At 64.0% G+C, this 19,952-nt stretch carries 18 protein-coding genes; 7 read left to right on the plus strand and 11 right to left on the minus strand.

What is annotated here, in order from left to right; genetic code table 11:
• Positions 1-145: 145 nt before the first annotated feature.
• Together ACB037_RS16435 and ACB037_RS16440 are read right to left on the minus strand one after the other, a co-directional pair.
• A complete protein-coding gene (locus ACB037_RS16435) occupies positions 146-1,459 on the minus strand; it encodes a sodium-dependent transporter (protein WP_371175607.1) in 1,314 nt (437 codons plus the stop codon).
• Between the two features lie 209 nt (positions 1,460-1,668).
• On the minus strand, positions 1,669-2,508 hold the full coding sequence (locus ACB037_RS16440; RefSeq protein ID WP_010672899.1) for an isopenicillin N synthase family oxygenase: 840 nt from the start codon (positions 2,506-2,508) through the stop codon (positions 1,669-1,671).
• A 200-nt stretch (positions 2,509-2,708) separates the two neighbouring features.
• Here ACB037_RS16440 and ACB037_RS16445 point away from each other — a divergent pair, with 200 nt between their 5' ends.
• The gene (locus ACB037_RS16445) at positions 2,709-3,272 is read left to right on the plus strand and encodes a DUF2799 domain-containing protein (protein ID WP_010672898.1); all 564 of its coding nucleotides are present in this window, start codon (positions 2,709-2,711) and stop codon (positions 3,270-3,272) included.
• 54 nt (positions 3,273-3,326) lie between these two features.
• On the opposite strand, the gene ACB037_RS16450 is transcribed toward ACB037_RS16445, so the two are convergent.
• Both ACB037_RS16450 and ACB037_RS16455 read right to left on the minus strand, forming a co-directional pair.
• Positions 3,327-4,148, minus strand: coding sequence for a Cof-type HAD-IIB family hydrolase (locus ACB037_RS16450; protein WP_109112599.1), 822 nt, complete (start codon positions 4,146-4,148; stop codon positions 3,327-3,329).
• A gap of 236 nt (positions 4,149-4,384) precedes the next feature.
• Positions 4,385-5,623: an MFS transporter gene (locus tag ACB037_RS16455; RefSeq protein ID WP_371175608.1), complete on the minus strand. Its 1,239-nt coding sequence runs from the start codon at positions 5,621-5,623 to the stop codon at positions 4,385-4,387.
• Between the two features lie 148 nt (positions 5,624-5,771).
• Between ACB037_RS16455 and ACB037_RS16460 the strand changes: the two genes are divergently transcribed.
• Together ACB037_RS16460 and ACB037_RS16465 are read left to right on the plus strand one after the other, a co-directional pair.
• Positions 5,772-6,395 carry a metalloregulator ArsR/SmtB family transcription factor gene (locus tag ACB037_RS16460; RefSeq protein WP_041214535.1) on the plus strand — a complete coding sequence of 208 codons (624 nt, stop codon included), beginning with the start codon at positions 5,772-5,774 and terminating at the stop codon, positions 6,393-6,395.
• 309 nt (positions 6,396-6,704) lie between these two features.
• Entirely contained in the window at positions 6,705-7,181 is a 477-nt protein-coding gene (locus ACB037_RS16465) for an Lrp/AsnC family transcriptional regulator (protein ID WP_010672894.1), read from the plus strand.
• Between the two features lie 135 nt (positions 7,182-7,316).
• Here the strand turns inward: ACB037_RS16465 and ACB037_RS16470 are convergent, their stop codons facing one another.
• The 3 genes from ACB037_RS16470 to ACB037_RS16480 all read right to left on the minus strand — a co-directional run bounded on the left by ACB037_RS16470 (position 7,317) and on the right by ACB037_RS16480 (position 8,474).
• Positions 7,317-7,634, minus strand: a complete 318-nt coding sequence (locus ACB037_RS16470; protein ID WP_041211026.1) for a hypothetical protein — start codon at positions 7,632-7,634, stop codon at positions 7,317-7,319.
• A gap of 148 nt (positions 7,635-7,782) precedes the next feature.
• Positions 7,783-8,013 carry a hypothetical protein gene (locus ACB037_RS16475; RefSeq protein WP_029313696.1) on the minus strand — a complete coding sequence of 77 codons (231 nt, stop codon included), beginning with the start codon at positions 8,011-8,013 and terminating at the stop codon, positions 7,783-7,785.
• A gap of 35 nt (positions 8,014-8,048) precedes the next feature.
• A complete protein-coding gene (locus tag ACB037_RS16480; RefSeq protein WP_371175609.1) occupies positions 8,049-8,474 on the minus strand; it encodes a MarR family winged helix-turn-helix transcriptional regulator in 426 nt (141 codons plus the stop codon).
• A gap of 175 nt (positions 8,475-8,649) precedes the next feature.
• Here ACB037_RS16480 and ACB037_RS16485 point away from each other — a divergent pair, with 175 nt between their 5' ends.
• The 4 genes from ACB037_RS16485 (at position 8,650) to ACB037_RS16500 (ending at position 12,597) form a co-directional block, all read left to right on the plus strand.
• Positions 8,650-9,654, plus strand: a complete 1,005-nt coding sequence (locus tag ACB037_RS16485) for an NADP-dependent oxidoreductase (RefSeq protein ID WP_371175610.1) — start codon at positions 8,650-8,652, stop codon at positions 9,652-9,654.
• A 178-nt stretch (positions 9,655-9,832) separates the two neighbouring features.
• Entirely contained in the window at positions 9,833-10,273 is a 441-nt protein-coding gene (locus ACB037_RS16490) for an NUDIX hydrolase (protein ID WP_202044811.1), read from the plus strand.
• 174 nt (positions 10,274-10,447) lie between these two features.
• Positions 10,448-11,590, plus strand: a complete 1,143-nt coding sequence (gene chrA / locus ACB037_RS16495) for a chromate efflux transporter (protein ID WP_288212984.1) — start codon at positions 10,448-10,450, stop codon at positions 11,588-11,590.
• 137 nt (positions 11,591-11,727) lie between these two features.
• A complete protein-coding gene (locus ACB037_RS16500) occupies positions 11,728-12,597 on the plus strand; it encodes a GyrI-like domain-containing protein (RefSeq protein WP_069652457.1) in 870 nt (289 codons plus the stop codon).
• Between the two features lie 70 nt (positions 12,598-12,667).
• On the opposite strand, the gene msrB is transcribed toward ACB037_RS16500, so the two are convergent.
• The 4 genes from msrB to malQ form a co-directional block, all read right to left on the minus strand.
• Entirely contained in the window at positions 12,668-13,054 is a 387-nt protein-coding gene (msrB, locus tag ACB037_RS16505) for a peptide-methionine (R)-S-oxide reductase MsrB (protein WP_010672886.1), read from the minus strand.
• A 56-nt stretch (positions 13,055-13,110) separates the two neighbouring features.
• Positions 13,111-15,249 carry a glycogen debranching protein GlgX gene (gene glgX / locus ACB037_RS16510; protein ID WP_371175611.1) on the minus strand — a complete coding sequence of 713 codons (2,139 nt, stop codon included), beginning with the start codon at positions 15,247-15,249 and terminating at the stop codon, positions 13,111-13,113.
• A complete protein-coding gene (gene glgB / locus ACB037_RS16515; RefSeq protein WP_371175612.1) occupies positions 15,249-17,426 on the minus strand; it encodes a 1,4-alpha-glucan branching protein GlgB in 2,178 nt (725 codons plus the stop codon). Before glgB ends, glgX begins: the two co-directional genes overlap by 1 nt.
• A gap of 82 nt (positions 17,427-17,508) precedes the next feature.
• The gene (gene malQ / locus ACB037_RS16520; RefSeq protein WP_042883055.1) at positions 17,509-19,698 is read right to left on the minus strand and encodes a 4-alpha-glucanotransferase; all 2,190 of its coding nucleotides are present in this window, start codon (positions 19,696-19,698) and stop codon (positions 17,509-17,511) included.
• Positions 19,699-19,952: the final 254 nt, after the last annotated feature.

The raw sequence follows: 19,952 nt of genomic DNA on the forward strand, positions 1-19,952 counted from the left end.
AAACAGATTTAATCAAAATAAAATGTCAAAACAACAGACTGTTGCTCTATTAATTTTTAATTTACAGATTTTTATAAAGAGTCAATCCTGCCACGCCACTCTCCGGCCAGCCCGGCCGGGGAGTGGCAGAGATGACCAAGCCTCCCTACATCAGGCCGCGCACCAGAATGCCACCAATGAGCAGGGGAGCCAGCCAGCGCCAGCAGCCCATCAGCAGGGCCCGCCAATGGGGAGCCAGCCCTTCGGGCAGCGCCTGGCGACCGAGCCGCCAGCCCAGCAGCAGCGTCAGGGCCAGCCCGAACAGGGGCATCATCAGGTTGGAGGTGATGAAGTCCAGCAACTCGAAGATGTTCTTGCCAAACAGGGTCAGGGAGGCCCAGGGACCGAACGACAAACTCACCGGGATGCCCCCCGCCATCACCAGGGCAATGACCAGGTTGCACGCCGCGCGGCGGGACCAGCCCAGGCTCTCGCACAGGAAGCACTGCAAGTGCTCCAGCAGAGAGATGGAGGAAGAGAGCGCCGCCACCACCAGCAGGGAGAAGAACACCACCGCCAGGCCCTGGCCGAAGGGCAGTTGCTGGAACACCGCCGGCATGGTCATGAAGGTGAGGCCCGGGCCCGAGGCCGGATCAATGCCGGTCGCCGCCAGTACCGGGAAGATCATCAGACCCGCCAGCACGGCGATGACGCTCGCCAGCAGCACCACCCAGAGGCTGGAGCGACCGACCCCTTCGCTGGAAGGCAGGTAGGCGCCATAGGTGGTGTGGATGCCAAGGCCGATGGAGAGGGAGAAAAAGGCCAGCCCCATGGCGTCCAGCACACCCGACATGCCGAGCTTGCTGAAATCGGGCATCAGGAAGTGGCGCACCCCGGCCATGGCGCCCGGCAGGGTGAGGCCGAAGGCCACCAGCAGCAGGATCATGATGAAGAGGGCCGGCATCATCCAGCGCAGGGTGCGCTCCACCCCTTGTTGCACGCCGCCCCGCACGAACCACCAGGTCAAGCCGGCAAACAGCAGGTGGGTCAGCACCGGCCAGAGCGGATCACCGACGTAGTCGTTGAAACGGGCGGTCAGTGCCGCGCCGCCCCCCTGTTGCAGCTCCCCCGCCAGGGCCATGCCCGTGTACCCCAGGGTCCAGCCGCCCACCACGCTGTAGAAACAGAAGATGAGCAGGCTGCACAGCAAGCCCATGGCACCGACCCAGCGCCAGCACCTGCCCATCAGTTCACCAAAGGCGCCCACCACCCCGCGCCGGGTCAGGCTACCGATCAGGGTCTCCCCCATCAGCACCGCCACCCCCAGGGTGAAGCTGAACAGCAGAAAGACCAGCAGGAAGGCGCCGCCACCGTTGGCGGCGGTGACATAGGGGAACTTCCAGATGGCGCCGAGACCGACCGCGGAACCTGCGGCGGCCAGGATGTAACCGAGCCGGGATGACCATTGGGACTGCTTCATAAGAACTCCACGCGAAGGGCCTGCCAGCGAGGCCCGAAATGGCGCTCAGAGTACGCCCGCGGGCGCGCAATCACTCGGCGTATATCCGATATAAAACTCAGTTTTTAGCATCATTAACCAATAAAATTCGGATAACCAACCAATCGTGCCACAAAATAAAAACCGGAGCGGGGATGCTCCGGTTTGTTGTCTGCCCGGGTCTGGCGGGATTAGATGACCCCCAGCTCCCGCAACCGCTCCATCAGATAGCTGTGGGCAGTGTGACGCTCCGAGAGCACCACGTCCGGACGGGGGTGCAGGAAGAGCGGCAAGGAGATGCGGGACTTGGCGGCACTGCCCCCGGTCGGGTTGATGACCCTGTGGGTGGTGGAGGGGTAGTAACCGCGGGAGGCCTCCTGCAGCATGTCACCGATGTTGATGATGAGGGTGCCGAAATCGCAGGGCACATCCATCCACTCCCCGTCTGAACCTTTCACCTGCAGGCCCGGCTCGTTGGAGGCGGGCAGAATGGTCAGCAGGTTGATGTCTTCATGGGCGGCGGCGCGGATGGCACCCGGCTCCTCGGTGCCGTCGAAGGGCGGGTAGTGCAGCACCCGCAGCAGGGTCTTGTGGCTCTCTTCGATCATGGAGGAGAGCGGGCAGCTGTAATGGGCGGCGATGTCGCCCGGGGTGTGTTGCTCCACCCAGCCCAGCAGCTCGGCGGCCAGATCGTTGGCCAGGCGGTAGTACTCCATCGCCTGCTCTTTCAGCTCTGCCGGCATCTGGCCCCAGGGATAGATGTGGAAGTACTCCTTGATGTCCTTCTGGCTGTGGCCCTTGGCCACCTCGGACACCGAGGGCGGGAAATAGCCGTCCTGGGTCTCGCGATTGAACAGGAAATCCTGCTTCTGTTCGCTCATGAAGAAGCGATACCAGTTGTCATAGATGGACTGCACCAGCTCCTTCGGGATGGGGTGGTGAGTCAGCACTCCGAAGCCGGTGGTGCGCAGGGATTCGGTGAAGCGCTCGGCCGCATCGGGGGAGCGATAATCGACGGTCAGGACTTTCATTGTTTTTATGTTACATGCCAGTTAAAAGTAGGCGCAGTTTACCCTGCCTCCCCCGGCAAGAAAAGGCTGCCGGAAGCCCGTCTACAACGGCTTGAAAATACTGATAAAAACATCATGATACGGCCCCCTCGCCCGGTGCTTGTCCCGGACGGGCCTCCTCTTCTAGAATGCCCCACCCCCTTTGCTGTCGGAGCCCCCTCATGTCCCCCAAGATCCTGTTGTTGACCCTTCCCTTCCTGCTCGCCGGGTGCAGTTCCCTCTCGGAGGAGGAGTGCCGTGCCATGAGCTGGTACAACCAGGGCTATCAGGACGGGGAGCAGGGCAAGACCCGAAGCGCCACCCGCGACTATCAGAAGACCTGCGGGGAGTACGGCCTCAAGGTGGATGAGGCGGAGTGGCAGCGCGGCTACGCCAAGGGGCTGGAGCTCTATTGCATCCCCGAGCTTGCCTACAGCAAGGGACGGGAGGGGAGCGAATACCTGGGGGTCTGCCCCAACGACACCAGCTTCCTCACCCAGTTCGAGCGCGGCCGCAAGGAGTACCTGCTGGAGCAGCGCCTCGGCGAATTGCAGCAGGAGCTGGAGCGCACCGAGCGGAGCATCCACCAGCTGGATCAGCAGATCCGGGGCGAGAGCGACAGCCGCCAGCGCGACTACTACCGTGCCCAGCGCGAGCGCGCCATCCGTCACTACGAAGGAGTATACCGGGACTACAACCGGCTGCGCTTCCCGGATCGGGTGATCCAGTTCTCCTTCGGGAGCTGACAAAAAGGGGCCGACATGGCCCCTTTCTGTTTATGCCGCCGTCTGTTTTTCCCCTCAGGCGGGCAGGACCCAGCGCTGCAACGCCAGGGCGATGCCATCCTCGTTGTGATCCGCGGTGACCCGGTCTGCATGGGCCTGGATCTGGGGCGCCGCATTGCCCATGGCCACCGCCAGCCCCACCTGCTCGAACATGCTGATGTCGTTGTTGTTGTCGCCAAAGGCCACCAGGTTCTCCATGGCGATCCCCTCGCTCGCCGCCCATTGGGCCAGCCGGTTGCCCTTGCTGCAACCGGGCTGCACCAGCTCCACCGCATAGGGGGCCGCCCAGTCACGGGTGAAGGGCAGTCTCTCCACCACCTCCCCGACGAAACGGTGCAACCGGCCGGGATCCTGGTTGAACAACTCCAGCTTCCAGATGGGGGACTGCAACCAGGACTCGATATCCTCGGCGGGCAGCAGGGAGACCTTGAGGTGATCCGGCTGGGTTGCCGACCAGCGCCGCATCCGGCCCACGTGCTCCTCGCAGCCCAGGTAGCCGATGCCGTCCCCCAGGTGGAACAGCGCCCCCATCTGCTGGGCCTGCACCTCCTCCAGCAGGGTGGTGAGAGGCGCCACGGCCAGGGGATCCCCGGCGAGGATCCTCTCCTGCACCGGATCATAGAGGTAGGCACCGTTGCTGCAGATGATGGGGGTGTCGAGGGCCAGCTCGTGGTGGAAGGGACGGGCCGTCATGAAGTGGCGACCCGTCACCAGCAGCACCTTGATGTCGTGGGCCCGGGCCTGGGCCAGGGCAGCCCGGGTAGCGGACGAGATCTTGTGATCCCGGTTCAGCAGGGTACCGTCCATGTCCAATGCAATGGCCTGATAACGACTCATATCACCTCCAAGAATGTCGAGACGGGTGCGGCGCCATCCCCTCCCGTTTCCTGTGCCATGACGACACATCTCACCGCCGGGAATGCGGACTGGGCATAGCAAGGCCCATGATGGAAGACGCGCTCGCCGGGGGGTCGGGAAAAGCGGAGCAAAGAGCCATACCGTCCCAGACTCGGCGCCGCGATGCAAGTCCGGCCCGTCATCCCGTCGCCGAACTGTGATCCCCGCGCCCTTCGTCAGCCCGCCTCGGCGCACCCGGCCACGGCGTTTCGCCTGTCAGCCCGTCTGCGCAATCCGTAGAAACCGAAGGCACAGATCACGCCGCAGAGGCCGGCCAGGTAGAAGGGCCACTCGGTCCCCGCCAGCAGCACCAGGCTGCCCAGCACCACCGCCAGGATCTCGCTGCCCACCGCCAGACCGCGGTAGAGCCCCATCGCCTGCCCCTGCTGGCTGGCATGGCTGCGGTTGGAGACCGCCACCGAGGTGGCCAGCTCCCCCAGACTCATGCCGATGCCAGCCGGGATGAAGGTGAGCGCGAGCCCCCACCACTGGGTCGGCAGGATGAACATCAGCATGCCCGCCGCCATCACCAGGTGGCCGACGATGCCAAGGGAGCTGCCGCGCCAGTGCCGTGCCAACTGCTCACCGATCCAGGAGCCCAGCATCATGGGCACGCTCACCAGCACGGCGGCCTGGGCCAGTTGCACCGGATCCCATGCCAGCCGCTCCACCAGCCAGACATTGAAGTAGGTGAAGTAGAGCTGCACCGCCCCGTAGCTTGCCAGGGTCAGGGCAAAGTAGGGCAGGAGACGAGGTTGCAACAGCAATTGGCGGGTCGAGAGAGGAACCTCATCCCGGGTCGCCGGCACCGGGAGACGATTGGGCAGCAGCCAGAGCACCAGCAGCAGGTTGATCACCGTCATCCCCACCGCCAGCCAGGCCGCCAGGCTGTAATCCCCCGAGACCACGGCCGCATAGCCTCCGATCATGGGGCCCACCACCCAGCCCAGGTTCATGCCGATATTGATGCGGGCGAAGTTGCGTGCCTTGGTCCTGGCCGTGCTCATGTCCGCCGCCATCGCCTGCACGATGGCGATGTCGCCGTTGAAGAAGCCCTCCACCACCCGGCTCAGCAGCAAGAGCGGCAGGGAACGCCAGGCGATGCCGAGGGCCATCAGCACATACCCCGCCAGCACCCCCACCAGACTGAGTGTCAGCACCGGCTTGCGCCCATGGCGATCGGAGAGACGGCCAAGCAAGGGGGCCCCCAGCAGTTGAAACAACGGATAGAGCCCCATGATGACGCCAAGCCACACCTTGCGGCTCCAGTCCGACGCCTGTGGCGTCAGCATGCCCTGGGCCGGATCCAGCAGCAGCGGCGCCAGGACGGGGGAAGGCAGGCTGAATCCCGCCACCGCCAGCGTCACCGTCATCACCAATACCCAGAGGGTCGCCTGTCCCTTGAGCCCTTCCATCTTCGCCTCATTAAATAAAGTTATCGGTTTATTTATATTGTGAGGGGTCGTCCATTAAGTAAAGCAGATTGTTGATTTAAATCGCCCTGCTACCCATAATGACCTCATCCAGGCGGTCACCGCACCGATACCCACCACCGGAGCCCCCATGAACGCCAGTACCGACAAGATCCTCTATCTGCTGAAAACCCGCGGCCCCCAGAGCGCCGCCGAACTCGGCGACCAGTTGCAGATGACGTCCATGGGGGCGCGCCAGCACCTGATGGCCCTGGAGTCCGAGGGCTGGGTGGGGTTTAGCGACGAGGCCCGCGGCCGCGGTCGCCCGGTGCGCCTGTGGCACCTCACCGACCAGGCCTGGCAACGCTTCCCCGACACCCATGGCGATCTGACCCTGCAGCTGATCGACGACATCCGGCAGGTGTTTGGCGACGCGGGCATGGAGCAGCTCATCACGCGGCGGGAGCAGCAGATGCAGGCACGCTATGAATCCAGGCTGACCCAGCCGGCGCTGGCAGACAGGCTGATGACGCTCAAGGCACTGCGCACCCAGGAGGGGTATATGGCGGACATGTCGCAGGAGGAGGACGGCAGCTGGCTGTGGTGGGAGAGTCACTGCCCCATCTGCAGTGCGGCCAGGGCCTGTCGGGGCTTTTGCCGCAGCGAGCTGGCGCTGTTTCGCCGGTTGCTGGCGCCGGCCGAGGTGGAGCGGGAGCAGTATCTGCTGGAGGGGGACAGCCGCTGCCTCTATCGCATCCGGCCGCCCCGCCCCTGAGCGGGCGGAACGCAAAAACAACAAAGCAGGCGCCGGGATGCCTGCTTTGTTGCCTTCGGGGAGGGGGTGCTCTCGTTCCAGCCCGTTGTTTCCCGATAAGGTCGAACGGCTGATGGGGCTCTTGACCCGGTAAGGTCCTTCACCACAGGTGCCTGGTCGGGCGCCTGTCTTGCCACCGGAAGATGTAATCATGGTACTCCCCGCGATGCGGTGAGTGGTTGTGAAGTAGCAGGTATTTTCAGTTGTTTTTGCAATAGTTCACCCTTAATCTAGGAAAAGTGGATTAGTAATTGCGAAGAGGTACGGAGAATGCTGAAACTTGATCGTATAGACAGGCATATTCTGGAGCTGATGCAGGAGAATGGCCGCATCAGCAACCTGGAGCTGGCCGAGCTGGTCGGGCTCTCCCCCTCCCCCTGCTCGCGCCGGGTCAAGGCGCTGGAGGATGCCGGTCTCATCGATACCCATGTCACCCTGCTCAATGCCCGCCAACTGGGGCTGACCCTCACCGCCTACATTCACATTTCCATGGACAGGCACACTCCGGAGCGGTTCGAGAACTTCGATCGCGCCGTCAAGGATCTGCCCGAGGTGCTGGAGTGCGACCTTATCACCGGCAACGATGCGGATTACCAGCTCAAGGTGGTGGTGCGGGACATGGAGCACTACCAGCACTTCCTGCTGGACAAGCTGACCCACATCTCCGGCGTGACCGGGGTGCGTTCGAGCTTCGTGCTGCGCCGCATCAAGCACAAGACCGCCCTGCCCCTCAACCACCTGGGCTGACAACCCACCCCGCATCCGAGGAGCACCAAAAGCAAGAGGAGGCCAGGGCCTCCTCTTCTTGTCTCTGCTATCAAGGGCATTCGCGGTCAACACAGCCCCCGGGCGCCATCGCGCCGCCAGGTGGTGGACGCCTCGTCATGCCTCGACCTGGCTGACGTCCTGCACCTGCAGCAACCAGCCGCTCTGCTCCTGCAGGGGTTCGCCACGCAGCCGCAGCCGCTCACCGGTCGACACCCACTGCCCTTTGGGCAGAGAGATTTCCAGGCTCTCGCTGCCGTTGTCGAACACCCAGCGATCGGCGCCCAACGACTCCATCAAGTACCCTTCCATCTCCACTCTGGACTCGGCCTGCCAGGAGGGGGAGGCGGTATCACGGCTCTCGATGAAATCCCCCTGAACACCAAAGCTGGCCAGCCCCCACAGAATGGAGAGCCCGACGATGGATGATTGCATCTCTCTCTCCTGTTGGTTTGCTACCTTGAGGGCCAGTATGGGAAGAGAAAAATGAGTGCACCATGAACAAGGTGCCAAAGTGCTGGCAAGATCGCGAAAAAAACCGGCCCCATGGCCGGTCATGTCATTTTATGTCGTACAGGTCACACTACTTGGCCGCTTCTTCTGCCATCCGTGCAGCCCTTGGTTTATTTGTCCACATGGCCACCCCGCGGTGATCCGCACAGATCCCCTCGTCGGTGACCGCCCGCACCCGGACCCCGTCCTTGCAGATGGCCTGCCAGGCATCGGCATCGTCGATCTGCAGCTCGGAACGGGGATAGGAGGTATCGGCGCAGGCGCACAGCAGGATGGCAAACAGAGGCAGCAGGGATTGCATGGGTTTCATCGGGTCACTCCTGACGGGAAAAGGGATCAGCGCCCCAGCTGCGCCGCCACGCGATCGCAAAGCTGCTTGAGCTGGGCCAACTCAGCATCGGTCAGATCCACCTGATTGCGCAAGCTGTCCGCCAGACAGCACTCCCTGACCTCCTTCTGCAACTGGCGTCCCGCCTCGGTCAGACTGATGCACTTTTGCCGCTCATCCTCGTGGGAGACGGTGCGGGTCAGCCACCCCTTGCTCTCCAGCCGCTTGACGATGGGGGTCAGGGTGCCCGCATCCAGTCCGGTCTCCTGCCCTATCTCCTTGAGGCTGACCTCGTCCCGGGCCCAGAGCGAGAGCATCACCAGGTACTGGGTATAGGTGAGATCCAGCTTGTCCAGCAGCGGCCGATAGGCACGCATCACCGCATTGGAGGCGCTGTAGAGGGCAAAACAGACCTGCTTTTTCAATTCGCTCATGGAGGACCTCGCTGACGACAAGGGGGCAGTATACCCCATCAACTTCGGGGCTGAATAGTTTGCACACAAAACAGTTGCCAGCCCCCGCGTTCAGGACTACCCTGATTTTAGTTTGCACACAAACAAAAATACCAGGCCGCCGCCCGACGCGCGGCCCCACTGCCGGAGAATGCCCATGAATGCCATCAGCCATCAAATCCAACTGCTGCGTCGCCCCACCGGTCTCCCCACCCTGGAGGACTTCGCCCTCCGGGACGTGCCCCTGCCCGCCCTGCAGGAGGGAGAGGTGCAGGTCGCCAACCAGTGGCTGTCGGTGGACCCCTACATGCGCGGTCGCATGAGCGAGGCAAAAAGCTACGTTCCTCCCTTCCCCCTCAACGGTCCCCTCGACGGCGGCGCCATCGGCACGGTACAGGCATCGCGCCATCCCGATTTCAAGGTGGGGGACAAGGTGAGCAGCATGCTGGGCTGGCGGGATGCCTTCGTGGCAAACGCCGCCCAGCTCACCCGCCTGCCCGACACCACCCTGCCGCCCCAGCGCTTCCTCGGCGCCCTCGGCATGCCGGGCATGACCGCCTGGGCGGGCCTGCACAAGGTGGCACACCTGAAGGCCGGTGAAACCCTGCTGGTCTCGGCGGCCTCCGGGGCGGTCGGCACCATGGCGGTCCAGCTCGCCAAGCAGGCGGGAGCCAGGGTCATCGGCTCCACCGGCTCGGCCGACAAGGTCGCCTACCTCAAGACCCTGGGAGCCGATGCGGTGATCAATTACCGGGAGACCCCGGATCTCGACGCCGAGCTGGCCCGCCTCGCCCCCGAAGGCATCCACGTCTACTTCGAAAACGTGGGGGGCGCCATGCTGGATGCCGCCCTCAACCACCTGGTGGTGCACGGGCGCATCGTGCTGTGCGGCCTCATCGAGCAGTACAACAGCAACGGCCAGGCCAGCGGCCCGCGCAACCTCTCCCAGGTGATCCGCAAGCGCATCCTGATGCAGGGGTTGCTGGTCTCCGATCACTGGCAGCACTACGGGGAGTTCCTGGCCGAGGCCATGCCGGCCTTCGAGGCGGGCATCCTCCAGGCCGAGGAGACCGTCAGCGAGGGGCTGGCCAGCATGCCGCAAGCCTTTATCGGACTGTTCCAGGGCCACAATACCGGCAAGATGCTGGTCAGACTGCCCTGATCCGGGGGCATTTCCCATCTATTTAACAGATAGAATGTCGCCAGACCCATCCATTTAAGCGATGGAAAATCGGCATCCGATCGCCCTTGAACAGGCGGCTTGCGCAACGGGCCCATCCCCCCTAAGGTGGGCCCGTTTTCCCTGGCGCACCCCGCCGTCTCAGCAAGGAGCCTCCCCTATGTCTACCCCCTATCCCCGCGTCGGTGTCGGCGTCATTCTCACCAATGGCCAGGGCCAGGTACTGCTTGGCAAGCGCAAGGGCAGCCATGCCCCCTACTGGTCCATCGCAGGCGGTCATCTGGAATTGGGGGAGACCTTCGAGTCGGCAGCCATCCGGGAGGTGGTGGAGGAGACCGGCTTCGTCATCCGCCAGCCTCGCGTCATCGCCGTCACCAACAACCTGGAGACCTGGCGCGAGAGCGGCCTGCACTACATCTCGGTCACCCTGCTGGCAGAGGTGGACGGGGAGCCGCAACTGCTGGAGCCGGAAAAATGCGAGGGCTGGATCTGGTGCGACCCGCACACTCTGCCCGAGCCTCACTTCGATGCCAGTCGCCAGTCCATCGCCTGCTGGCTGGCGGGACAATGCTACCTGCCCCAGGCACAACCGGCCCCCTGACCCTCACCGGCAGGCTGCCGCGCGTCATCCCGGCACCTCTCGTCAGCTGGCGGAGGCGACCAGCCCCCCCCGCCAGCCCCTGTTGATGGCAGGCAGCGCGGGAGGGCGTACCGTCACCAAACTGTCACTTTTTTGTCATATTATCCGGGCCAGGATGATGACGAGGAGGGGAAGATGGGACAGGTATTCATGCAGTTCTTGTGGCTGGGATGCATCAGTTTTGGCGGGCCGGCCGCCCATATCGGCTATTTTCAGCGCACCTTTGTCCAACGGCTGGGCTGGCTGAACCAGGGGGAGTTCGCCCAGTTGCTGGCCCTGTGCCAACTGCTGCCGGGTCCGGCCTCCAGCCAGCTCGGCTTTGCCATCGGCCGCCACCGCGCCGGCATCGGCGGCGCCCTGGCCGCCTTCGTCGGCTTTACCCTCCCCTCCTTCCTGCTGTTGCTGGCGGCCGCCGTCGGTCTGGGTCAGCTTGCGGGCAACCTCTGGCTGGACGCCGCCCTGCACGGCCTCAAGCTGCTGGCGCTCGTCGTGGTGGCGGATGCCGTGCTCACCATGAGCCGCCAGTTCTGCAAGACGGCGCTGCAACAGGGGGTCATGGTGGCCACCGCCGCCGCCCTCTGGTGCGCCCCCGGTCTTCTGACCCAGGTCGCCATGCTGCTCGGCGCGGCCCTGCTCTGTGCCTTGCGCGAGCCGCACCCGGGGAGTCAGGGCCTCGCGTCCACTCCGGCTCGCCAGCCTCACTGGCCGACCCTGCTGCTGTTCGCCCTGCTGTTCCTCGGCTTGCCCCTGGTGGCGAGCGGCCCCGTCAGCCAGTTGCTGGCCGACTTTTACCGGGCAGGCAGCCTGGTGTTTGGCGGTGGTCACGTGGTGCTGCCCCTGTTGCAGGAGAGCCTGGGTCACCACCTGAGCGAGCAGCAGTTCCTGACCGGCTACGGCCTGGCCCAGCTGGTACCCGGCCCCATGTTCACCCTGGCCACCTACCTGGGCGCCGTGCTGCTGCCCGCCACTCCCTTCATCGGAGCGCTGCTGGCGACCCTGGCGCTCTTCCTGCCGGGTTTCTTGCTGCTCTGGGCGCTGGGCCCCTGCTGGCAGCACTGGCTGGCCCGCCCCCGTCTGGCGGGGGCCGTGGCCGGCATCAACGCCGCCGTGGTGGGGCTGTTGCTGGCGGCCCTCTATCAGCCGGTGTGGCAGAGCGCCGTGCTCTCCCCCACCGATCTGGCGCTGGCCGCCGTCGGCTTCTACCTGTTGCGGGTGCCACGGCTCCCCGTTCTGCCCCTCGCCACCCTGCTGACGGGGGCAGCCCTGCTGCTGGCCTGACGAACCCGCGACAAGTCAGGCAGCGCCCGCCGGGCTGTCGGTCATGGCTCTTTTCACCGAAGGGAGGCAAAGAGAGCAAGATCCGTCAGGACAGCTCGGGCCCGTTGGCCGATAGTGGGCAGCACAGAGGAGAGACCATGGATCACAACCAGACAGAGGCCTACCGCCGACGCTTTCAAACGGTGACAGAGCACATCGAGCGCCATCTCGACGACGACCTGTCGCTGGAGCGGCTCAGCGCCGTGGCGCACTTTTCGCCCTTTCACTTTCATCGGCAATTTGCCGCTTACTGCGGCGTGCCGCTGGGGCGTTACATCCAGCTGCTGCGGCTGAAGCGGGCCTCTTACCGGTTGGCATTCGCACCTCTGGACAAGGTGACTGATATCGCCCTCGATGCCGGCTTCCAGCATGGCGAATCTTTCAGTCGCGCCTTCAAGCAGACGTTCGGCCTGACGCCCAGCCAGTTCAGGCATCACCCGGACTGGGCCAGCTGGCATCGCTGCCTGCCACGGCCCCCCACAAAGAGGATTGACCCCATGCGAGTCGACATCATCCAGTTCCCGCAGACCGCCGTCGCCGCCCTGACCCATCAGGGCCTGCCCGAGCGCATCAACGACACCGCGGCGCGCTTCATCCAGTGGCGCAAGGCCACGGGCGGCTCCCCGGTCGCCACCAGCCGGACCTATGGCCTGGCGCCGGACGACCCCGCCACGACGGAGGGTGCGGCGTTTCGCTTTACCCTCTGTGGCAGCGTCGAGGCCCCCGTCGCCGAGGACAATGAGTGGGGCGTGAAGAATGCCCTCATCCCGGCCGGGCGCTGCGCCGTGGTGCGCCACCACGGCTCCCACGACCTCCTGGCCGACTGTGCCCGGGCGCTCTACCGCGACTGGCTGCCCGCCAGCGGCGAAGAGCTGCGGGATTTTCCGCTCTTCTTCCACTACCACAACTTTGTACACGAGGTGCCCACCCATGAGCTGGTCACCGACATCTACCTGCCGCTGGCATAGCCCGGCACCTGACAGGGGGAGATAAAAAAGCGGCGCCTCCGAAGGGAGGCGCCGCTGGTCGTGTCGGGGATCAGGCGTCGGGCTCGAAATCCAGGCTCAGGCTGTTGACGCAGTAGCGCTGGCCGGTCTCGGTCGGCCCGTCGGGGAAGACGTGGCCGAGGTGGGAGCCGCACTGACTGCAGGTGATCTCCACCCGCTTCATGCCGTGGCTGTTGTCCTCGGTGTAGGTCACCGTCCCCTCGATGGCCCGGTCGAACGAGGGCCAGCCGCAGCCCGCGTCGAACTTGGCTCCTGAGTGGAACAGCACCTGCTTGCAGCAGACGCAGTGGTAATCGCCGCTCTTGCGGTTGTGCAGCAGGGCACCGCTGTAGGGACGCTCGGTCCCTTTCTCCCAGCAGACGTGGAACTGCTCTGCACTCAGCTTGTCGCGCCACTGTTCAGGGTTGTTACTGCTCATTCCGGCTCCTCACCACTGATAACGGTGCCCAGCATACCCAGTCAGGGCGCCTGGCTCTACCCCGCCAGCGGGAACTGTGATCCCGTTGGCAACACGGCGACAACATCCGCTGCCACCACCCCTTCGCTCGCCAGCACCGCCGCCGGCAGGGCGACCCGCTCCAGCAGCTTGAGGGAGTGGGCACGCCCCACCGCCACCTGCCGCTTGATGTCGTCCGGCAGGAAGGGCAGGCCGTCGTTGGTGGCGGTGTCGATGGTCTGGATCCACTCCATGCCCTCCCCCGGCGGCGGCAGGCGGAACTGGATGTCATAGTCGCTGGCGTTGAACAGCACGTACCAGCGCTCCCCGGTGCAGCCGATCATGCCGATGTCCATGGCAAACGCCTGCCCCATGGGGGCGTGCCAGTCCTGATCGGTGAGCTGATGGCCGTCCGGGTGATACCAGTTCACCTGGTGGCAGCTGATCGCCTTACCGTTCCAGCCGTCGTCGCTCAGTTGCAGGTTGGAGAAGACCCCGGACTCCGCCCGCAGCGCCATCATCTGGCGAGTGAAGGCAAGCAGCCGCTCGTCCTCCGGGCGCAGTTGCCAGTTCACCCAGCTTATCTGGTTGTCCTGACAGTAGGCGTTGTTGTTGCCGAGCTGGCTGCGGCCCATCTCGTCCCCGGCGAGGAAGTGGGGCGTCCCCTGTGACAGCAGCAGGGTGGCGATGAGGTTGCGCTTCTGCTGCTGGCGCAGGTTGTTGATGCGCGGGTCTAGGGTCGGCCCCTCCACCCCGTGGTTGCTGGAGAGGTTGTTGCCGTGGCCGTCCCGGTTGTCCTCGCCGTTGGCCTGGTTGTGGCGCTGGTTGTAGGAGACCAGATCCTCGAGGGTGAAGCCGTCGTGATAGCAGAGGTAGTTGACGCTGGTGTGGGGGGAGCGCCAGTTCTTCGGGAAGAGATCCCGCGAGCCCACCAGACGGGTGGCAAAATCCCCCATCTTGCCCGCATCCCCGCGCCAGAAGGCGCGCACCGTGTCGCGGTAACGATCATTGATCTCCAGCCACTGGCTCGGAAACTGGCCGAGACGATAGCCGAAGGGGCCGATGTCCCAGGGTTCGGCGATGAGCCTGACCCGCGCCAGCACGGGATCCGCCATCATGGCCTTGAAGAAGGCGCTCATGGGATCGAACTCCCCCGCTTCCCGCGCCAGGGTGACCGCCAGATCGAAGCGGAAACCGTCCACCTGCATCTCGGTGACCCAGTAGCGCAGGGCATCGAGCACCAGTCGCAGGGTGTTGGGGTGATCCAGATTGACGCTGTTGCCGCAGCCGGTGACGTTGGCGTGGCGATGGTAATCCGGACCGTGGGCCCCCGACTCGAAGGCGTAGTAGCCCGCGTTGTCAAACCCCTTGAGGGAGAGCATGGGGCCGTCGAAGCCCGACTCCGCGGTGTGGTTGTAGACCACGTCCAGGATCACCTCGAGCCCGGCCCGGTGCAGCTCGCGCACCATGGTCTTGAACTCGGTCACCGCATCCTTCGCCCCGTAGCGCGGTTCGGGCGCGAAGAAGGCGATGGGGTTGTAGCCCCAGTAGTTGGTGAGCCCCAGCTGCTCGAGCCGGGGCTCGGACATGAAGGCCGCCACCGGCATCAGCTGGACCGAGGTCACCCCCAGCCCCTGCAGATGCTCGATCATCAGCGGGTGGCTGATGCCCAGATAGGTGCCCTGCAACGCCTTGGGGATGCCGGGGTGCTGGCGGGTGAACCCCTTGACGTGGGTCTCGTAGAGCACGACCCGCTCCGGCGGGATGCCGGGCTTGCCGACCCCCTGCCAGTCGAAGGCATCGTCCACCACCACCGACTTGCCCACCATGGCCGCGCTGTCCCCCTCGTAGAGGGCATCGTCCCAGTGGGTGGCACGGCTGAGCGCCCGGGCGTAGGGGTCTATCAGCAGCTTGTCCGGGTCGAACAGCAACCCCTCCTGGGGAGAGCCATGCACCCGGTAACCATAGCGCTGACCGGCCTTGACCCCGCGCACGTGGCCGAACCAGTACTGACCGCGCCGACCGGGCAAGGGGAGACGCGCCAGCTCCTGCTCCTCGTCGTCGAACAGGCAGAGCTCCACCTTGTCCGATTGGGGAGCCCAGACACAGAAGTGGCAGCCCGTCTCGTCCAGACGGGCGCCAAGCGGGTGATCTACCCCGTTTTCCATTTCAAACATCAGGACTCCTGTTTGATGAACAAGGTCGCGAGCGGCGGCAAGTCCAGCACCAGGCTGTGTGCCATCCCCTGCCAGGGGGTCGCCTCGGCGACGAAGACCAGACCCACATCATAGTTGCTGCCCCAGTAATGCTCGCTGTCGGTGTTGAGCACCACCCGATAGCGACCGGCAGCCGGCACCCCGAGACGGTAACCGATGCGCGGCACCGGGGTGAAGTTGCAGGCCACCACCAGCGGATGGGCCCCCAGCTTGTCGGCCCGCAGCCAGGCGAAGATGCTGTTGTCCGCATCCTGGTGATCCAGCCAGCGGAAACCGGCCTGTTCATAATCCGCCTGATACAAGGCAGGTTCATGACGATAGAGGTGGTTGAGATCCCGGATCAGCCGCTGCTGGCCGCCGTGCCTGGGGTACTGCAACAGGTGCCAGGGCAGCTGGGCATCATGATTCCACTCGTTGCTCTGGGCGATCTCGGTGCCCATGAAGTTGAGCTTCTTGCCGGGGTGGGCATACATGAAGCCCATGTAGGCGCGCAGGTTGGCGGCCTGCTGCCACTCGTCCCCCGGCATCTTGTAGAGCAGGGAGTGCTTGCCGTGGACCACCTCGTCGTGGGAGAGGGACAGAATGAAGTTCTCGTCATAGTGGTACACCATGGAGAAGGTCATGTCGTTGTGGTGGTAGCGACGGTGAATGGGCTCTTTTTGCATGTAGCTGAGGGTGTCGTGCATCCAGCCCATATTCCACTTGAAGCCAAACCCCAGGCCACCGAGGAAGGTGGGACGGGAGACCCCGGCAAAGGCGGTGGACTCCTCGGCGATGGTCATGGCGTGGGGGTACTTGCCGTACACCTCCTCGTTGGTCCACTTCAAGAGGCTGATCGCCTCGTAGTTGTGGTTGCCACCATCGACGTTGGGCACCCACTCACCGGCGTTGCGGGAGTAATCCAGATAGAGCATGGAGGCGACCGCATCCACCCGCAGGCCGTCGATGTGGAACTTGTCGAGCCAGAACAGGGCGCTGGCCACCAGGAACTGGCGCACGGTGTCGCGACCGAAGTCATAGATGTAGGAGTTCCAGTCCGGGTGCCAGCCACGGCGCGGATCTTCGTACTCGTAGAGCGGCGTGCCGTCGAAGCGGGCCAGGCCGTGGGCATCGGACGGGAAGTGGGCGGGCACCCAATCCAGAATCACGCCGATCCCCGCCTGGTGGCACTGATCCACGAAGTATTTGAAATCGTCGGCCGTGCCGTAGCGGCTGGTGGGGGAGAACATGCCCACCGGCTGGTAGCCCCAGGAGCCGCTGAAGGGATGCTCGGAGACTGGCAGCAGCTCGATGTGGGTGTACTCCATCTCCTTGATGTAATCCACCAGTTCCACCGCCAGCTCGCGCCAGCTCAGGCTGTCGCCGTTGGAGTGACGCTTCCAGGAACCCACGTGCAGCTCGTAGATGGAAAGGGGCTGCTCGCGCTTGTCATTGAGCTGACTCTCGCGCCAGTCGGCGTCCTGCCACTGGTACTGGCCGTGGTCATAGACCACGGAGGCGAACGAGGGGTACTGCTCGCAGTAGAAGCCCACCGGGTCGCTCTTGTGGGGCAGGCGATTGCCCGCCGGGTCCTTGAGTTCGAACTTGTAGCGATCCCCGGCCTCGAGCCCCGGCACGAACAGCACCCAGTGGCCGCACTGGCTGCGCTGCATGGGGTGACGGCGGCCATCCCAGAAGTTGAAATCGCCGATGAGGCTCACCGCCGTGGCGCTCGGCGCGTAGACGGCAAAGCGTACCCCTTCCACCTGCTGGCCGAGGTGCGTCACGGTGCGCAACTGGGCGCCGAGGGTGTGGTAGAGGTTTTCCGGTTGCCAGGTGAGTTCCGCCAGCCCTTCCCAGGCGGCAGCCTGGAACTGATAGGGATCGATGATGTCGGCACTGGCGTCGGCGTAGGTCGCGATGAGCTGGTAGGGGAAAGGATTCTTGCGGCGGGTGAAAACAGTTTCAAAGAGGCCCGCTTCGTCAGCGGCGGTCAGGGTGGCAACTATCTTGCCTGACTTGAGATCCCTGACCCGGACCTCGAGTGCATCGGGCAACCAGGCGGTGAGTTTCAGGCCTGGCCCATCCGGATTGGCCAGCAGGCCTAGATGGGAGAAGGGATCGGCACAGCGGGCGGCAACCAAACGTTCAACGGGCATCGACATTTCCTTTGATGGCTGAACATCCGCTTCGGCCGAAGCCGAAGCGGATGAAAGTGAGTCACATGTTGGCGTTCAAGGCTCAACGGCTGGCCTCGTCACGGGCCCGGCTCATCTTGCCCGCCAGATTCTTGAGCGCCTCGTCGGCGAAGATATCCTCCAGATCCCGGGAGAGCTTGCGACGCCAGTTGGGGTACTCGTAGCTGGTACCCGGCACGTTGACCGGCTTGTCCATCTCCAGCCAGTCTTCGAGCTGGGTGCTGAACAGGGCACAGCTGCCGCGGGACATGTGCAGTTGCAGACCGTGGTTGAGCTCGGTATTCATGCCGACCCAGTTCACGTCTTGACTGATATTGCCAGAGATGACCCCATGAGCATGCAGGCTGTCAAGGATCCGCTGCTTGGCCTGGTGGCGATCAGCATACAGGGTCTTGAGTACGTCTTCATCCGGGTACAGGCCCAGTTCGCGTCCCAGCGCCAGATCGTCGCAGTGCCAGAAGCCTTTGAGGGTCGGCATGTCGTGGGTGGTCAGGGCGGACATCGCCTGCTCGGCGTAGTGCGCCGGGGAGATGAAGCCACCATCGTCCTTGGAGCGCTCGAAGAAGAACACCTTGTAGGAGTGGACGCCGTTCTCTTTCAGGGTCACGTCGATCCCCTCCGGCACGGTCCCCAGATCCTCGCCGATCAGCAGGCACTGGTTGCGATGGGATTCCAGCGCCAGGATCCCCAGCAGGTCATTAACCGGGTAATAGATGTAGGCCCCCTTGGCGGCCGACTCTCCGGGCGGCACCCACCACAGGCGCAGCAAGGCCATCACGTGGTCGATGCGCAGGGCGCCGCAGGAGCGCATGTTGGCACGGAACAGATCCACCATGGGCTGGTAGGCGGCCTCGAACAGCTGGTTCGGGTTCATGGGGGGCAGGCCCCAGTTCTGGCCGAGGGGGCCGAGAATGTCGGGCGGTGCACCGACCGAGGCTTTCGGGCAGTAGAGATCCCGGTTTGCCCAGATCTCGGTGGAGCCTTCGGAGACGCCGACCGCCAGATCCCGGTAGATCCCCATCACCATGCCGGCGGCCTTGGCGCGGGCATCGGCCCGGGCCAGCTGCTCGTCAGCCAGGAACTGCAGATAGAGATAGAAGGCCACATCCTGCTGGTGCTCGGCCATCCAGGCCGCCACTTCGGGGTTGTGGTAATCGCGCAGCGCCTCGGGCCAGACCGGCCAGCCCCAGGCATTCTCGCCTTTGGCATAGAAGTGGGCCTGCAGGGCGTCAAACGCTGCCTGCTGTTGCAGGCTGTCACCGCCTGCAGCCACAAAGGCATCGAACGCAGCCTGACGCTCGGCGCTGAAGCTGGCCTGGTCGAACACCTGGCGCAGCATCCCGATCTTGGTCTGGATGACGCCGGTGTAATCCACATTGTCCTTGACCCGCAGGGAGGTGAGGTGCTGCTGGAAGGCCGGGCTCGCCACTTCCGCTTTCAGGCGATCGTTGCCCAGGAATTCGGGCACCGCTTCCACATCGATATAGGCGACGTTGAGCCAGCGACGGGAAGAGGGGCTGTAAGGGCTGGCACTCTCCGGGTTCGCCGGATAGAGGGCATGAATGGGGTTGAGACCGACGAAGTGGGCTCCCCAGGCGGCGGCATTCTCAACCAGCTGGCCGAGATCGCTGAAATCGCCGATGCCCCAGTTGTGGCGGCTGCGCAGGCAGTAGAGCTGGACGCTCGGGCCCCACACCTTGCGACCATTGGCGATGGGCGCCTGCTTGTAGCAGGACTTGGGGGCGACGATGAGACGCATGGTGGCCAGCGGCTCGTCATTGCCCTCTTCCAGCAGGATGAGCTGGTGATAACCCAGCGCAGGCTGCACATCCAGGGTGACGCGATAGGCCTGGCACTCCATCTCCTCGAACTCGGCCACCCCGACCAGCTCACCCTCGATGGGGGTGAGTTGACCGGACAGCACTGCACCCTGCTCCTGCTGGAGCTGCCAGGTGAGGGCATCGTTGACGAATTCGATGGGGAGGCGAACCTCAAGAGTAACGGCGTCGCCGCTACGTACCACCATCACGGGATCCAGCGCGCGCAGCCAGTGCTGGCGGTGCTCCTGCTCAAGCTGTTCGGACAGGGCGGCTTCGTCATCGACGCGGTAGCCCATGGCGCCCAGCATGGCGGCCTTGCTCTCTTCCGATACCAGGGCCGGCTGGCCCCAGGCATCAACATACTCACTGGCAATGCCTTTGGCGGCAGCCAGCTGTTCAATCAGGGTGGTCATAGTTTGAGAATTCCCGCTGTGGATTCTGTCTACGCTATTTTGTGATTAATTTTTATGGTTGGTACTTGAACAGTGGCTCTTTGGCCATGCTAAACCGCGCACATTTTTACATATCTCCCCGGCTGGATGTGTGACCGGGCAGGCACTATTGTTGTTCTCTGCCACCGACTTTGCTGATGATGCATTCAACAAAAGTTGGTAGCCAGTTACATAAACCGAAAATAAATTTCACAGTTTTTCATGATATAGCGCAA

This window comes from Aeromonas sp. S19(2024), assembly GCF_041402625.1.
GTDB classification, from domain to species: Bacteria; Pseudomonadota; Gammaproteobacteria; order Enterobacterales; family Aeromonadaceae; genus Aeromonas; species Aeromonas caviae.

Coding starts and splice junctions, on each gene's coding strand:
- glgB (WP_371175612.1), bottom strand. CDS start 17,426: ATGCCCGTTGAACGTTTGGTTGCCGCCCGCTGTGCCGATCCCTTCTCC.
- ACB037_RS16475 (WP_029313696.1), bottom strand. CDS start 8,013: ATGCAATCCCTGCTGCCTCTGTTTGCCATCCTGCTGTGCGCCTGCGCC.
- ACB037_RS16500 (WP_069652457.1), top strand. CDS start 11,728: ATGGATCACAACCAGACAGAGGCCTACCGCCGACGCTTTCAAACGGTG.
- ACB037_RS16490 (WP_202044811.1), top strand. CDS start 9,833: ATGTCTACCCCCTATCCCCGCGTCGGTGTCGGCGTCATTCTCACCAAT.
- ACB037_RS16445 (WP_010672898.1), top strand. CDS start 2,709: ATGTCCCCCAAGATCCTGTTGTTGACCCTTCCCTTCCTGCTCGCCGGG.
- ACB037_RS16480 (WP_371175609.1), bottom strand. CDS start 8,474: ATGAGCGAATTGAAAAAGCAGGTCTGTTTTGCCCTCTACAGCGCCTCC.
- msrB (WP_010672886.1), bottom strand. CDS start 13,054: ATGAGCAGTAACAACCCTGAACAGTGGCGCGACAAGCTGAGTGCAGAG.
- ACB037_RS16440 (WP_010672899.1), bottom strand. CDS start 2,508: ATGAAAGTCCTGACCGTCGATTATCGCTCCCCCGATGCGGCCGAGCGC.
- glgX (WP_371175611.1), bottom strand. CDS start 15,249: ATGTTTGAAATGGAAAACGGGGTAGATCACCCGCTTGGCGCCCGTCTG.
- ACB037_RS16485 (WP_371175610.1), top strand. CDS start 8,650: ATGAATGCCATCAGCCATCAAATCCAACTGCTGCGTCGCCCCACCGGT.
- ACB037_RS16455 (WP_371175608.1), bottom strand. CDS start 5,623: ATGGAAGGGCTCAAGGGACAGGCGACCCTCTGGGTATTGGTGATGACG.
- ACB037_RS16470 (WP_041211026.1), bottom strand. CDS start 7,634: ATGCAATCATCCATCGTCGGGCTCTCCATTCTGTGGGGGCTGGCCAGC.
- chrA (WP_288212984.1), top strand. CDS start 10,448: ATGGGACAGGTATTCATGCAGTTCTTGTGGCTGGGATGCATCAGTTTT.
- ACB037_RS16450 (WP_109112599.1), bottom strand. CDS start 4,148: ATGAGTCGTTATCAGGCCATTGCATTGGACATGGACGGTACCCTGCTG.
- ACB037_RS16435 (WP_371175607.1), bottom strand. CDS start 1,459: ATGAAGCAGTCCCAATGGTCATCCCGGCTCGGTTACATCCTGGCCGCC.
- ACB037_RS16460 (WP_041214535.1), top strand. CDS start 5,772: ATGAACGCCAGTACCGACAAGATCCTCTATCTGCTGAAAACCCGCGGC.
- ACB037_RS16465 (WP_010672894.1), top strand. CDS start 6,705: ATGCTGAAACTTGATCGTATAGACAGGCATATTCTGGAGCTGATGCAG.
- malQ (WP_042883055.1), bottom strand. CDS start 19,698: ATGACCACCCTGATTGAACAGCTGGCTGCCGCCAAAGGCATTGCCAGT.